The 14,366-nt window shown below is 41.3% G+C and carries 12 protein-coding genes; 10 read left to right on the forward strand and 2 right to left on the reverse strand.

Annotated elements, in window-relative coordinates:
- Positions 1–179 precede the first annotated feature (179 nt).
- From aroA to HMPREF0106_RS04350, 6 genes are all read left to right on the forward strand, one after another.
- The gene (gene aroA / locus HMPREF0106_RS04375; protein WP_008640848.1) at positions 180–1,409 is read left to right on the forward strand and encodes a 3-phosphoshikimate 1-carboxyvinyltransferase; all 1,230 of its coding nucleotides are present in this window, start codon (positions 180–182) and stop codon (positions 1,407–1,409) included.
- A gap of 12 nt (positions 1,410–1,421) precedes the next feature.
- Positions 1,422–1,991 carry a Crp/Fnr family transcriptional regulator gene (locus tag HMPREF0106_RS04370; RefSeq protein ID WP_009040866.1) on the forward strand — a complete coding sequence of 190 codons (570 nt, stop codon included), beginning with the start codon at positions 1,422–1,424 and terminating at the stop codon, positions 1,989–1,991.
- Between the two features lie 74 nt (positions 1,992–2,065).
- On the forward strand, positions 2,066–2,782 hold the full coding sequence (locus tag HMPREF0106_RS04365; protein ID WP_009040867.1) for an SDR family NAD(P)-dependent oxidoreductase: 717 nt from the start codon (positions 2,066–2,068) through the stop codon (positions 2,780–2,782).
- Positions 2,783–3,409: 627 nt separating this feature from the next.
- A complete protein-coding gene (locus tag HMPREF0106_RS04360; RefSeq protein WP_008018912.1) occupies positions 3,410–6,643 on the forward strand; it encodes a SusC/RagA family TonB-linked outer membrane protein in 3,234 nt (1,077 codons plus the stop codon).
- Between the two features lie 13 nt (positions 6,644–6,656).
- Positions 6,657–8,669 (forward strand): RagB/SusD family nutrient uptake outer membrane protein, encoded by a 2,013-nt coding sequence (locus HMPREF0106_RS04355; RefSeq protein ID WP_032851603.1) that lies wholly within the window; start codon positions 6,657–6,659, stop codon positions 8,667–8,669.
- Between the two features lie 346 nt (positions 8,670–9,015).
- Complete coding sequence (locus tag HMPREF0106_RS04350) at positions 9,016–9,765, forward strand: N-acetyltransferase (protein ID WP_032851604.1); 750 nt, start codon at positions 9,016–9,018, stop codon at positions 9,763–9,765.
- Positions 9,766–9,821: 56 nt separating this feature from the next.
- Here the strand turns inward: HMPREF0106_RS04350 and HMPREF0106_RS04345 are convergent, their stop codons facing one another.
- Positions 9,822–10,820, reverse strand: coding sequence for a M28 family metallopeptidase (locus HMPREF0106_RS04345; RefSeq protein WP_009040870.1), 999 nt, complete (start codon positions 10,818–10,820; stop codon positions 9,822–9,824).
- 172 nt (positions 10,821–10,992) lie between these two features.
- On the opposite strand from HMPREF0106_RS04345, the gene HMPREF0106_RS04340 reads away from it, so the two are divergent.
- The 4 genes from HMPREF0106_RS04340 to HMPREF0106_RS04325 are packed head-to-tail and all read left to right on the forward strand — an operon-like array spanning position 10,993 to position 12,896.
- On the forward strand, positions 10,993–11,436 hold the full coding sequence (locus HMPREF0106_RS04340; RefSeq protein WP_009040871.1) for a hypothetical protein: 444 nt from the start codon (positions 10,993–10,995) through the stop codon (positions 11,434–11,436).
- The gene (locus HMPREF0106_RS04335) at positions 11,436–12,245 is read left to right on the forward strand and encodes a metal ABC transporter permease (protein ID WP_004307944.1); all 810 of its coding nucleotides are present in this window, start codon (positions 11,436–11,438) and stop codon (positions 12,243–12,245) included. Before HMPREF0106_RS04340 ends, HMPREF0106_RS04335 begins: the two co-directional genes overlap by 1 nt.
- 13 nt (positions 12,246–12,258) lie before the next feature.
- Complete coding sequence (gene tsaE, locus HMPREF0106_RS04330) at positions 12,259–12,672, forward strand: tRNA (adenosine(37)-N6)-threonylcarbamoyltransferase complex ATPase subunit type 1 TsaE (protein ID WP_004307943.1); 414 nt, start codon at positions 12,259–12,261, stop codon at positions 12,670–12,672.
- Positions 12,669–12,896 carry an immunity 17 family protein gene (locus HMPREF0106_RS04325; RefSeq protein WP_004307942.1) on the forward strand — a complete coding sequence of 76 codons (228 nt, stop codon included), beginning with the start codon at positions 12,669–12,671 and terminating at the stop codon, positions 12,894–12,896. Before tsaE ends, HMPREF0106_RS04325 begins: the two co-directional genes overlap by 4 nt.
- 67 nt (positions 12,897–12,963) lie before the next feature.
- Here HMPREF0106_RS04325 and HMPREF0106_RS04320 read toward each other — a convergent pair whose 3' ends face one another.
- Positions 12,964–14,274 (reverse strand): DUF58 domain-containing protein, encoded by a 1,311-nt coding sequence (locus HMPREF0106_RS04320; protein WP_009040873.1) that lies wholly within the window; start codon positions 14,272–14,274, stop codon positions 12,964–12,966.
- Positions 14,275–14,366: the final 92 nt, after the last annotated feature.

Raw genomic sequence — 14,366 nt, forward strand, 5'->3', positions numbered from 1 at the left:
CATCACAAATATAGCATTTATTTTAAATACAATTGTAATTTCTTGAGATTTTATCCTCTACTTCAAATACGATTGTAATTTTCCCATTCTAAATTTTCTATTGTTTTTCTGACTTTATAACTGCATATATACCAATTTATGTCTATTTTTGTCATCTCAAACCAAAGAAAATAGAAATGATGCTCTATAAACTCATCCCTCCTTCAGTAGTAACAGCAACTATCCAGTTGCCGGCTTCTAAAAGTATCAGTAATCGTGCATTAATCATCAATGCGCTGGGCAAAGGTATTTATCCTCCTGAAAACCTGTCCGATTGTGACGATACACAGGTGATGATAAAAGCTCTCACCGAAGGGAAAGAGACGATTGACATCATGGCTGCGGGCACTGCTATGCGTTTCCTTACCGCCTATTTAAGTGTGACCCCGGGGGAACGGACAATCACAGGAACAGCCCGTATGCAGCAACGTCCGATACAGATATTAGTCAATGCGCTTCGTGAGTTAGGAGCTGAAATAGAGTATACCCGCAATGAAGGATATCCTCCCCTCCGCATCAAAGGTGCAGAATTGAAAGGAAACGAAATAACACTGAAAGGAAATGTCAGTTCCCAATATATATCTGCTCTATTGATGATAGGTCCGGCACTCAAAGACGGTTTGACTTTGCATTTAAGCGGTGAGATAATTTCCCGTCCTTATATCAATCTTACATTGCAACTGATGCAGGACTTTGGAGCCAAAGCCGCATGGACTTCTCCCAGTAGCATTTCCGTTGCTCCACAACTCTATCAGAGCATTCCTTTCAAAGTGGAAAATGACTGGAGCGCAGCTTCCTATTGGTATCAGATTGCCGCCTTATCTCCCAAAGCAGAAATTGAATTATTGGGGTTGTTTCATAACAGTTATCAGGGAGATAGCCGGGGAGCAGAAGTTTTCTCACGCTTAGGTATAACTACCGAATTTACATCGCAAGGTGTGAAACTGAAAAAAACAGGCAAAGCGCCGGAAAGACTGGAAGAAGACTTTATCGACATTCCGGATTTGGCACAGACATTCGTTGTTACCTGTGCCTTGCTGAATATCCCTTTCCGTTTCACCGGATTACAAAGCCTGAAAATAAAAGAGACTGACCGTATTGCCGCCCTGCGAGCCGAGCTTAAAAAGCTGGGATATATGATCAAGGAAGAAAATGACAGTATATTAATGTGGAATGGCGAACGATGTGAACCGGAAGAAACTCCGGTGATTGAAACCTACGAAGACCATCGGATGGCAATGGCATTTGCACCGGCAATTATCCGCCATCCCAATTTACTTATTGCCAATCCGCAAGTCGTTACCAAATCATATCCCGGATATTGGGAAGATTTGAAACAGGCCGGATTTCAGGTTATAAACGAAGGCTAATTTTCATACGCTGTGGAAGATTTCAACAAATATACTTCCCACATCAACTACTCCCCTATTGTAGATTTTGTATTACGACAGGGGAAGCAGACCTATTATAAGAAAGGAGACTACTTTTCCCGCCAAGGAGAAGTATGCAAAACAATGGGGTTCGTCAGTTCCGGTTCTTTCCGGTACTGTTGCACCAACAGTGTAGGCGAAAACAGCATTGTAGGCTATACTTTCGATCATTCTTTTGTTGGCAACTATCCGGCTTTTCAGTTACAGGACAAATCAAATGTAGATATACAAGCCTTGTGTGACTGCTCGGTATACGTAATCAATTATCAGCAAATGGCAGACTTCTACGATACCAACGACGCTCACCAAAAGTTAGGACGCCGCATCGCAGAAACGTTATTGTGGGAAGTCTACGACCGGATGATTTCAATGTACAGCCTGACACCGGAAGAACGCTATCTTGAAATTATCAACCGTTGTCCCGACTTACTGAAACTGATAACTTTAAAAGAACTGGCTTCCTATCTTCTGATTCGTCCCGAAACATTAAGTCGTATCCGAAGAAAAGTCGTACAAAAATAAATTCTTGATTTCAATCAAGAGTTTATTTATTCCCTACCCTTACTTTTGCGGGCAAACAAAGTATATTGTATTTCATGAAAAAAATTATAATTATAGGTGCAACTTCCGGCATCGGTCGCGGATTGGCAGAAGTCTATTCTCAAGAAGATTATCTTATCGGCATTACCGGTCGCAGAGAAAATCTATTAGAAGAGGTATGCGCCCGGGACAAAGACAAACTATTCTATCAAGTGTGCGACATCACCGATACACAAGCTACCATTTCATCCCTCGAAACTCTCACTCGAAAAATGGGTGGAATGGATATATTGATTATCTGTGCCGGGACCGGAGAACTAAACCCCGAACTCTCCTACCAATTGGAAGAACCTACCTTACTAACGAACGTGATAGGATTCACCAACATCGCAGACTGGGGTTTCCGATATTTCGAACAGCAAAAAAGCGGGCATCTGGTTACTATTTCCTCTGTTGGAGGTACGCGCGGCAGTGGCATCGCTCCCGCCTACAATGCGTCGAAAGCCTATCAAATCAACTATATGGAAGGATTACGACAAAAAGCAACTAAATCTCCTTATTCTATTTACACTACCGATATTCGTCCCGGATTTGTAGACACCGCTATGGCAAAAGGAGAAGGATTGTTTTGGGTTACTCCCGTTGATAAAGCTGTGAAACAAATTAAAAAGGCTATTTCTAAAAAGAAAAAAGTAGCTTTCATTTCCCAAAGATGGAGATATGTAACTATCCTGTTTCGTCTGTTGCCATCTGCTATTTATTGCCGGATGTAATGATAGATACTCCATAGCCAACACATATTTGTCTAAGTAAATCTAATAAAAAACACCTGCCCCAACTGTTTATACAGATATTGGTATCTACCAAATTCTAGTTATGTATATAAGTCTGTACGGGAATCATATTAATGATAATAGCTAACTCACAAATAAACAGCTCTCTTACAATTGGAGGACACTTTTAGGGTTCAGTAATCAATGATGAAAAAATAAGTTCTTTCAGAACTAGGATGGTTTATAAAATTAGAATTAACGGCACAAATATATAATATATTTTAATACATAGCATGTATTTTCAAAAATAATATCAAATTCTCATTCATTTTTTCTTTTTAAGAATACCCAAAGCCGTATTTTATCTTCATATTGAAATGAAACTACTTGTTTATTTCATCATCCTTGTTATTTCATCTAACACAAACAGGTACGAAATAGATATAAAATGGGTATAAAACAAGTAGAAAAGATCGCTTAAAAGAAGACTCTTTTTTTGAATTTAAGGCTTTGAATCCAACGTTTTACGCACGGAATAAGTTCTGAAAGAACTTATTAAAAGTAATTCCGGATTCTAGGAAAAACTCTAAATTCAATGCTATGTTAAAACAACTAAAGTCAGTTAGTATGTTGTTGTTCCTACTGACAATGTCAGTAGAAGCAGCTTATCCGGAAACTGGTGAAAGCACTCTAAAAGTTTCCGTTGTACAACAGGGTACTACTTGTAAGGGTGTAGTAAAAGATGCAGCAGGTGAAACCATCATCGGTGCATCCGTCGTAGCCAAAGGTACGACGAACGGTACAATCACCGGAATCAACGGTGACTTCTCTTTAAACAATGTAAAAACCGGAGATATTATTGTAGTCTCTTTTGTTGGTTATCAGACTCAAGAAATCAAATTCACAGGACAATCATTGAATATCATCCTTAAAGACAATACACAAACATTGGATGAAGTTGTTGTGGTTGCTTTTGGTACACAAAAGAAAGTGAATGTAACAGGATCTGTATCTACGGTAGGAGCAAAAGAAATTTCGGCACGTCCCGTTAACTCTACCATAGAAGCTTTGCAAGGTATGGTTCCGGGGATGAATATCTCTACTGGTGATGGTGGTGGCTCCTTAGGTTCAGACAAAAAATTCAATATTCGTGGTGTTGGAACAATTGGAGCTGGTTCAAAGGTAGAACCATTGGTGCTCATTGACGGTATGGAGGGAGACATGAACGCTATCAATCCACAGGACATTGAGAATATTTCTGTACTGAAAGATGCAGCCGCTTCCTCCATTTATGGCTCGCGGGCACCAGGTGGAGTCATCCTGATTACAACAAAGAAAGGTAAGTCGGGAAAAACGGTAGTTAACTATAATAACAACTTCCGTTTTGTATCTCCCTTGAATATGCCTGAAATGGCAGATTCATACAATTTTGCTCTGGCAGTCAATGACCAGTTAACTAATGGTGGACAGACTCCCATGTATAGCGCCACCAAACTTCAACAAATTCTGGATTTTCAAGCAGGAAAAAGCACACAATATATGTGGCCGACCGATGCGGGAAGATGGAATTCATTCGATGATCCCCAACGGCAAGACGTGATGCCTACCGGCAATACCGACTGGTTAAAAACGTTATTTGGTAATAGCTTTACCCACGAGCATTCATTGAGCGTAAATGGTGGAACGGATAAAATACAATATTATCTTTCTGCGAATTATCTGGACCAAGGAGGTCTCTTGAAGTTTGGAGATGATAACAAACAACGCTACTCCTTTACTGCAAAAATCAATGCGGACTTAACCAAATGGTTGAAAATAAGTTATAGTATGCGTTTTAACCGGACGGATTATGAAGCTCCTTCATTTGCCGGAGGCGATATCAAAAGTAATGTATTCTATTTCGATGTATGTCGCTACTGGCCTGTCATTCCGGTAGTAGACCCAAACGGATTCTATACTGTCGAATCCAAGATTTACCAATTAACAGAAGGAGGCCGATATAAATCACAAAAAGACGTGATGGCACACCAGCTTGCTTTCATCGTGGAACCCATCAAAGACTGGAAAATTAACGTAGAATTGAACTACCGTTCCAACTATAATTTCAACCATACCGATTATCAAACCGTTTATGGTTATGATGTGAGTAAAAATCCCTACATTATTGCCAATCAAACTTCCAGCGTTACAGAATATGCTTATAAGAGTAATTTCTTCAATCCGAACATCTTTACCGAATACGGCAAATCATTAGAAAGCGGGCACAACTTTAAAGTGATGCTGGGTTTTCAGAGCGAACTATTCAAACAACGTGATATTACCGCTTCCCAAGACGGTATCATGTCGGAAGTGGCTACCTTAAACACCACGCAGACAAATGCACAAAACAGAGGAGGGTACTCCGAATGGGCTACAGCCGGCTTCTTCGGACGTGTTAATTACGACTACAAAGGACGTTATCTGGCTGAAGTAAATATGAGATATGACGGCACTTCACGTTTCCTTCGAGATAACCGCTGGAATCTGTTCCCATCATTCTCCTTAGGATGGAACATGGCCCGTGAAGCATTTTTTGAAGACCTGACCGATTTAATCAGCACATTCAAAATACGTGGTTCATGGGGTGAATTGGGCAACCAAAACACAGATAACTGGTATCCATTCTATCGAACTATTGATATTAACAAAGACCAATGGGGCAATTACGCACTAGGCAGTTGGCTGGTAAATGGTGTAAAACCAAATATTTCCAAAGAATCTGCGCTGGTATCTTCCTTACTGACATGGGAAAAGACGCAAACACTGGATTTAGGTTTCGACTTATCTATGCTCAACAATCGTTTGAATGTAACATTCGACTATTTCCAGCGTAAATCTAAAAACATGGTAGGCCCCGCCCCCGAACTACCCAATCTCTTAGGCATTGCCGTTCCCAAAGTAAACAACCTCGATATGACTTCCAAAGGTTGGGAAATACAGGTGAACTGGCGCGACCAGATACGCGACTTTAAGTATGGAGTTACCTTATCTTTGTCAGACAATCAAGTGGTTATTGATAAATACCCCAATCCGTCAAACACAATTTTAGATAAAGACAATAATAATACGTATTATGCAGGCGCTCACGTAGGTGATATATGGGGATTCCAAACAATCGGCATCGCAAAGACCGATCAAGAGATGAAAGATCATTTGGCCGGTATGCCCAATGGCGCACAGGATGTACTCGGTTCCGGCTGGGGAGCAGGTGACATCATGTATGCGGATTTGAACGGTGACGGCCAGATCAGCAGAGGTAACAAAACACTGGCTGATCATGGTGATTTGAAGAAAATAGGCAACAGTACACCACGCTACAACTTTGGTTTGAATCTGGATGCCGCCTGGAAAGGGTTCGACCTTAAATTATTTTTCCAAGGAACGATGAAACGTGATTATATGCCGGGGAGTGGTTCTACAATGTTCTGGGGAGCAGTAGGCTACTGGCAAACCAACTTTTTCAAACCTCATCTGGACTATTTCCGCGGAGAAGATACGACTAATCCGCTAGGAGCTAACCTGGGTGGTTATTATCCGCGTCCTCTCGAGAATGATAGAAACCGTAATCCACAGACCCGATATTTGCAAAATGCGGCTTACTGCCGTCTGAAAAATGTTACTTTAGGTTATACATTACCTAAATCTTTGACAGAAAAATTCTGCGTCAACAATCTGCGATTCTTTGTTTCAGCAGAGAATTTATTTACTATTACCAGTCTGGCCGATACGTTTGACCCCGAAACTGTTGGCATCGGTAACTGGGACGGATGTACCTATCCGCTATCCAAGACTGTATCATTCGGTTTAAGTGCAACATTTTAAATGATAAACGATTATGAAAAAACATATTAAACTTTTGACAATAGGAACATTGCTATTGGGCGGACTGACCGGTTGCAATGATTTTCTCGACAGGGAACCACTGGATAAAGTAATTCCCGAAAAATATTTTGCATCCGAAAGTGATCTGGCTGCATACACAATCAATGCTTACCCATTTGAAACAGTGACCGATGCGTATGGCATCAATTTCTTCGGCAAAGATAATGATACTGATAACCAAGCCAGTGGTGACTCACCGGCCTTCTGGATACCCGGGCAAAAGAAGGTGCCGTCAGGTGAAGGCGAATGGGACTGGAGCAAAATACGAACCTGCAACTATTTCTTTGATAATACTTTACCGAAATTCGAAGCCGGCACTATTACCGGCAATCAGGATAATGTGAAGCATTATATCGGAGAAATGTACGTGATCCGGGCATACAATTATTATAAATTATTGGTTTCTTTAGGAGATCTACCTATTATCACTACTGCATTGCCCGACATAGAAGAGACTTTGGTGGAATCCAGCAAGCGCCAGCCGCGTAATAAGGTGGCACGCTTCATTCTGGACGATTTGCAAAAAGCAACAGAATTGTTGCTTGATAAAAGTCCCGGTGGCAAGAATCGCATCAGCAAAAACGTAGCTCACTTGCTACGTGCACGCGTTGCCCTCTTCGAAGCAACTTGGGAAAAGTATCACAAAGGAACAGCTTTTGTACCCGGTGGAAAAGGATGGCCGGGTAATCCCGCAGATGTAAGCGGTTTTAATAGTGATGCAGAAGTGGCTTATTTTCTTGATGAAGCAATGAAGTCATCAAAAGTGGTAGGCGACTATATCGTCGGAAAACTGGCAGACAATACCGATACCCCCGAAGGTATGAACGCCAGTCTGGTTTCCATCAATCCTTACTACACCATGTTCTGCGATGAAAACATGGAAGGATATGATGAAATACTGATGTGGAAACAGTTCAAGGAAGGATTGGTAACCAGCAACTTGCAAATGGAGTTGGCACGCAATGGCGGTGGTTCCGGATGGACTCGTGGCATGGTCAATTCGTTCCTGATGCGCAATGGGCTTCCCATCTATGCAGCCGGTTCCGATTATAATCCCGATTGGGAGAAAGAAGGAGTAAATTCCACTTTACAGAATCGTGATTCACGCATTGTTATCTTTACCAAAAAGCCGGGTGATGCCAACACCGAAAATAAAGGTGATGTGAATTATTACGGTGATGACGGAACTCCCAGTTATTGCTCAATCCGTTTCATTTATGGCGATAAAGGAAGTTTGGCAACAACCGGATTCATCATCAAAAAAGGCAAACACTACTCCAGTCACATGGCAAATGACCATAGTGCGGGAACATCAGGTGGTATTGTTTTCCGTGCGGCAGAAGCCATGTTGATTTACATGGAAGCTTCGTATGAAAAAAATGGTAGAATCGACGGAACAGCCGACGGATATTGGAAAGCTTTACGCCGACGCGCCAAAGTGGACGAAGACTATAATAAGACAATCGCTGCAACACAGATGAGCGAAGAGGCTAAAGGCGATTTCGGTGCTTATTCTCATGGCCAATTGATAGACGCGACGTTATATAATATCCGCCGTGAACGCCGTAACGAACTTTGTGCAGAAGCTTTGCGCTGGGAAGACTTGAAACGCTGGCGTGCATGCGACCAGTTGATATCCAAACCTTACCGTGTAGAAGGTATGCTATACTGGGGAAGCAACTATGAAACGCAACTGGCAGATTTATGTAAAGTAGATCCGGCAGAAGGTAATATGTCCTCATCTGATTTAAGTAAATATATTCTTCCATACGAAAAAATCACGAAGAATAATCTGATTGCCGGGCAGAAGGGATTCCTCTTTACACCTGCTCATTATCTGAATCCGATAGGTATGGCTGTATTTCGTCAGACAGCCTCGGATAAGAATGATTTTACAAGTTCAGTCGTTTATCAGAACCCGGGATGGAAGATTGAAGGCGACACCGGTGCACAACCTGTAGAATAATAAAAAGATAAAAGAACAACTCTTTGAGTTTGCAAATATATCGACCTTAATATTATATATCTGTTATCTTTTTATTTTTATAAACTTCATTGTCTCGCTCCAGATTAGGTAGAACTGCGGTCAATCTAATCCTAAGTTAGGCAATGAAGTTTTACATTCGCATGAGTTCTCGTTCAACATCCTCTGCAGATGTATAAAAAGTCTTTGTGATTTCCATAGTCACCCAACAGAGATTATCCGCAAAATTCACTACATTTGTATTTGCTTATCTGTCAACCGGGCTAATCAAGTATTACAATTACTACACTATCCGATTGATAATATCTAACTTGAAACAAAGGTGTATATGAATACTGACTTTACAAACTTAACAACAGAAAATCTTTCTAATGAGCATTTATGCTGCATCATCCGCAGCAAAAAGTCTCATCCTGGTATTGAAGCAAAACGGCAATGGCTTTCCGACCGGCTGAATGAAGGCCATGTCTTTAGAAAGTTAAACGCCAAAGCTACTGTTTTTATTGAATATGCCCCTCTTGAAACAGCTTGGGTTCCCGTCATCGGCGACAACTATTATTATCTGTATTGTTTATGGGTGCTAGGTAGCCCCCGAGGAAACGGATATGGGAAAGCATTAATAGAGTACTGTATAGCCGATGCCAAAGAAAAAGGTAGATCCGGCATTTGTATGCTTGGGGCAAAAAAACAGAAGAGCTGGCTTTCCGACCAATCATTTGCAAAGAAATTTGGTTTTGAGGTGGTTGACACTACTGATAACGGATATGAATTGCTTGCTCTTTCTTTCGACGGAACAGTACCGCAATTTGCGCCAAATGCCAAAAATCTGAAAATAGAAAGTGAGGAACTGACGATTTATTATGATATGCAATGCCCCTACATCTATAAATACATTGAAATGATCAAACAATATTGTGAAGCAAATGATGTCCCTGTTTCTTTTATTCAAGTAGATACGCTACAGAAAGCAAAAGAGTTACCGTGTGTTTTTAATAATTTTGCTGTATTTTATAAAGGAAGTTTTGAGACTGTGAATTTGCCACCTATCGACTATTTAAAAAGAATACTCAAAAAATAAGAAATACAATCCTGACTTTTCCCGCTAATTATCAGGATTGTATTTTATCTGCTTCATTAAAAAGACTTCTCATTTGCCATCTTCCACATATTGAGAAAAGAGGCTTTGGTGATTTCTACGACCTTATCCCAATTCAATCGGTCGGCATGATCGGAAGGCTGGTGATAATCAGGATGCCCGTCCGTATGATACCAGATGATCGGAATACCTACTTTGGCAAACGAACCGTTATCACTTCCTCCTATCGGATTTTCCCAGGCGCGGTAATCCGGTTCCAATTGCAAACCGTATTTTCTGATATCCTCTTTCAACCAATCCCCAAAGACCGGATGGGCGGCTGTGTAGAAATAAACGACTTGTTCGGGTTGTTGAGGTTTGTTGTTACGGCCAATCATGTCAAAGTTCAGATAGCCTTTGATTTGAGATAGGAAAGGACAAGTTTGTACAAAATATTTAGAGCCTAGCAGTCCTTTTTCTTCTCCATCCCAAAAAGCAAAGATTACATTTCTTTCGGGTTGCTGTCCACTGGCTAAAAAGGCTCTTGCAATTTGCAGCACTGCCGATACACCGGAAGCATTATCGTCAGCACCATTGTATATTTGGTCGCCATCAAGTACAGGATCAATACCTAAATGGTCGAAATGAGCCCCCACAATCACATATTCTTTGGTATTTTTACCGGGAATCATTCCCAATACATTCCTCATGGTAAGCTTCTGATGAACTTCCTGTTTCAGTTTTGCTATGGAATCAGGATGTACTTCCAGACGTCCTTTTTTCTGACGTTCTTTACGGTAAGCATCAAAAGGCTGGAAATAGCTGTCAGCCAAAGGCGATACTCCCATCCATTGCAACAAAGAAACAATATATTCCGAAGTCACACGCGAACCGTGAAACCCCGCCTCACGCCCTTGCAATTCATCACTAGCCAAAAAATTGATAGTAGCTTCGGCAGAGGAACGGTTGATTGTATTCAAGGCCCTCTCAATAGGAGATTGGGCAAAAGTAATATTTCCAACCAACAGTAACGCTAATAGTAAATAATCTCTCTTCATTGTACTTCAAATATCTTAAGTCATTTTCATTGATTGGTGAAATTTAATTCACCCGCCAATGTTTATTTTGTAGGTAACATACAAAAGTACGAAAGAAATAGATAGCATACATGATAGAATGCAAATTTATAAGTAACTTTGCACAAAATTGATTGGTAACTGTTATATTGTCATGTGGATACTTATTATAAGTCTGGTGTTGCTGGGTGTCATTGCGCTGATAGCCGGAATTATCCGCAACAAAAGACTGCAAAAGAAAATAGAAAAGGGCGAACTGGACCGTATGCCGGAAGTGAAGGAAGTAGATGTGGAATGCTGCGGACAACACGAAGTATGCGAACGGGATAGCCTGCTGGCAGCTGTCAGCAAAAAAATAGAATATTACGATGACGAAGAACTGGATCAGTTCATTGGCAAGGCAGGAGATGCGTATACAGAAGAAGAAACAGAAATGTTTCGGGATGTATTGTATACGACACTGGATGTAGAAGTGGCCGGATGGATACGTAGCCTTCAGCTCCGTGGCATTGAATTACCGGATGATCTCAAAGACGAAGTTTTTCTGATTATCGGAGAAAGAAGAAACGTAGAAGTAAAAAAAGCAGATGAGAGGTGATGGATTTACTACAATATACATTCTTTCAACACGCCCTATTGGGAAGTCTGCTGGCAAGCATTGCCTGTGGGATTATCGGTACATATATCGTAACCCGCCGCCTGGTATTTATCAGCGGAGGAATCACCCACGCTTCTTTCGGAGGGATCGGGTTAGGATTGTTTGCCGGAATTTCCCCGATACTCTCGGCAGCCGTTTTCTCGGTATTATCGGCTTTTGGTGTCGAGTGGCTTAGCAGACGGAAAGATATGCGCGAAGATTCTGCCATTGCAGTATTCTGGACGTTAGGGATGGCACTCGGAATTATGTTCAGCTTCCTGTCGCCGGGATTTGCGCCTGACCTGTCGGCTTACCTCTTTGGCAATATCCTGACCATCAACCAAATCGATTTATGGATGCTCGGCATATTGGCACTAATACTGACCGGATTCTTTTATCTGTTTATCCGCCCTATCGTATATATTGCTTTTGACCGTGAGTTTGCACGTTCGCAAAAGATTCCGGTAGAGATATTCGAATATGTGTTGATGATGTTCATTGCGCTGACAATTGTAGCCTGCCTACGTATGGTAGGCATCGTACTGGCCATTTCTCTTCTCACCATTCCACAGATGACAGCCAACTTGTTCACTTATAGTTTCAAGAAGATTATCTGGTTATCAATCGGCATCGGTTTCTTGGGCTGCCTAGGTGGATTATTTATTTCTTATCACTGGAAAGTCCCTTCGGGAGCTTCCATCATATTCTTCTCTATCCTGATTTACGCTGTTTGTAAAATCGGAAAGAGTTGTTGCAGGAAAAAGTCATAATAATAGATAGTATATGGAAATCAAAATTCAATCACTGGAAAGTATCCATGAAGCAGCCCGTGAATTTATCGCTGCTATGGGCGACAACACTGTATTTGCTTTATACGGAAAGATGGGTGCCGGCAAAACGACATTTGTCAAAGCGCTCTGCGAAGAATTGGGCGTAACGGATGTTATCACTTCTCCTACTTTTGCCATTGTCAACGAATACCGTTCGGACGAAACCGGAGAATTAATCTATCACTTCGATTTTTACCGCATCAAGAAACTAAGTGAAGTGTACGACATGGGCTACGAAGACTATTTCTACAGTGGTGCTCTCTGCTTTATCGAATGGCCGGAACTGGTAGAAGAACTACTTCCGGGAAATGCCGTAAAAGTAACGATTGAAGAACTGGAAGACGGAAATAGAGTGATCAGACTATGACCGGACAATATATCGTACAAGGAATCTTTGCGCTGGCAGGAATCGTCTCCCTGCTGGCGTCATTGCTGAACTGGGACTGGTTCTTTACAACGCGCAACGCACAAACCATTGTCCGGAATGTAGGACGCAACCGGGCAAGACTCTTCTATGGGATACTGGGAATTATCATCATTGGAATGGCTATATTCTTCTTTGTGGAAACACGGAAAGCCATCACTCTTTGAGACATTTTTTCAGACAAAAGAACATAAGTACAAAAGACTACAAAAATATGTTCTTTTGTTCTTATGTCTAAAGCAACTGTCGTGACTTCATCTCCAGATACTTATTAATCACATCAATCGAAAGATTCTCCGGTGTAGTTAATAAAGAATAGATGCCATGTTGTTTCAAAGTAGATACAATCAGCCGCTTCTCGTAAGCGAACTTTTCTGCAATCACGTGCCGATAGTAGCTTTCCGTATCTTTTGCCGGTTGGGCGATATATTCCTTCAAATCGACATCTTCAAAAAAGACTACGAGCAAACGGTGCTGGCGGTTTAGTTGTTTCAGGTAAGATAATTGACGGTTCATTCCTCCTATGCTCGAGAAGTTAGTATATAGTACCAGCAGGCTACGCTTACTGACATGTTTGTTCAAATGAACGCAAAGAGCCGAGAAGTCTGTCTCCCCGAAAGTGGTCTGCTGACTATAAAGACTTTCCAGCAATGTCTGCATATATCCCGATTGCTTGGAAGCAGGCACAAAAGTATCGAAGTGTTCATCGAAAGTCACTAATCCGGCTTTATCTTCTTTCCGCATAGCAACATACGATAGCACCAGCGAAGCATTAATTGCATAATCCAGCAAGGTCATTCCACGGAAAGCTTGCTGCATCACTCTACCTTTATCGATCACATTATAAATCTGCTGTGAGCGTTCGTCCTGATACACATTCACCATAAGTTCATGCCGACGGGCACTCGCTTTCCAGTTAATCGTACGGTAATCATCCCCCTTTACATACTCTTTAATCTGCTCAAACTCCGTATGATGCCCAACCCGGCGAATACGCTTTATTCCCAATTCTGTCAGATTATCACTTATTGCCAGCAATTCATATTGATGGAGCATCAGATATGACGGGTACACTTTGATATCCAAAGGTTCTGCACAAGTATAGCGCCGGGATATAAAGCCGATTTTTCCGGTCACAAAAACTCTAATATGACCGAAAGAGTAAACACCACGATGAGTAGGTCGAAGACGATAGGTAACTGTTTTTCCCTCGTTTGCTCCAAGCTTCACCTGAAAGTCTACATCACGTTTCTGAAAGATAAAAGGGATCTCATCTATGATTTCTAAAGATACAGGATGCGGATAACTACTTTCTACCCGAATACTTACTTCATTTTCGTCGCCATTAGAGAAACGGTCGGCACACTGGCGGAAAGCACGGATTCCACGAATACGATAAAGAGAATATACGTCTGCCAGTACCACCAAAAGCAAGACAAAAAGTGCCCACTGCCCGATAACAAAGAACGGAGCAAAAACATATCCGCTACCCAACAACAGGATAACCAGGACAAGGGCAATATAGAAACGACGAGTTAGAAACAAATGAATTATGATTTATGAATTATGATTTATAATTTCTTGGGTTTACGATTTCTTCAACTTACAATTTACGTACAGTTTATAATTTACGATTT

It is taken from the genome of Bacteroides sp. D22 (assembly GCF_000163675.1).
In the GTDB taxonomy this organism is placed as follows: domain Bacteria; phylum Bacteroidota; class Bacteroidia; order Bacteroidales; family Bacteroidaceae; genus Bacteroides; species Bacteroides xylanisolvens.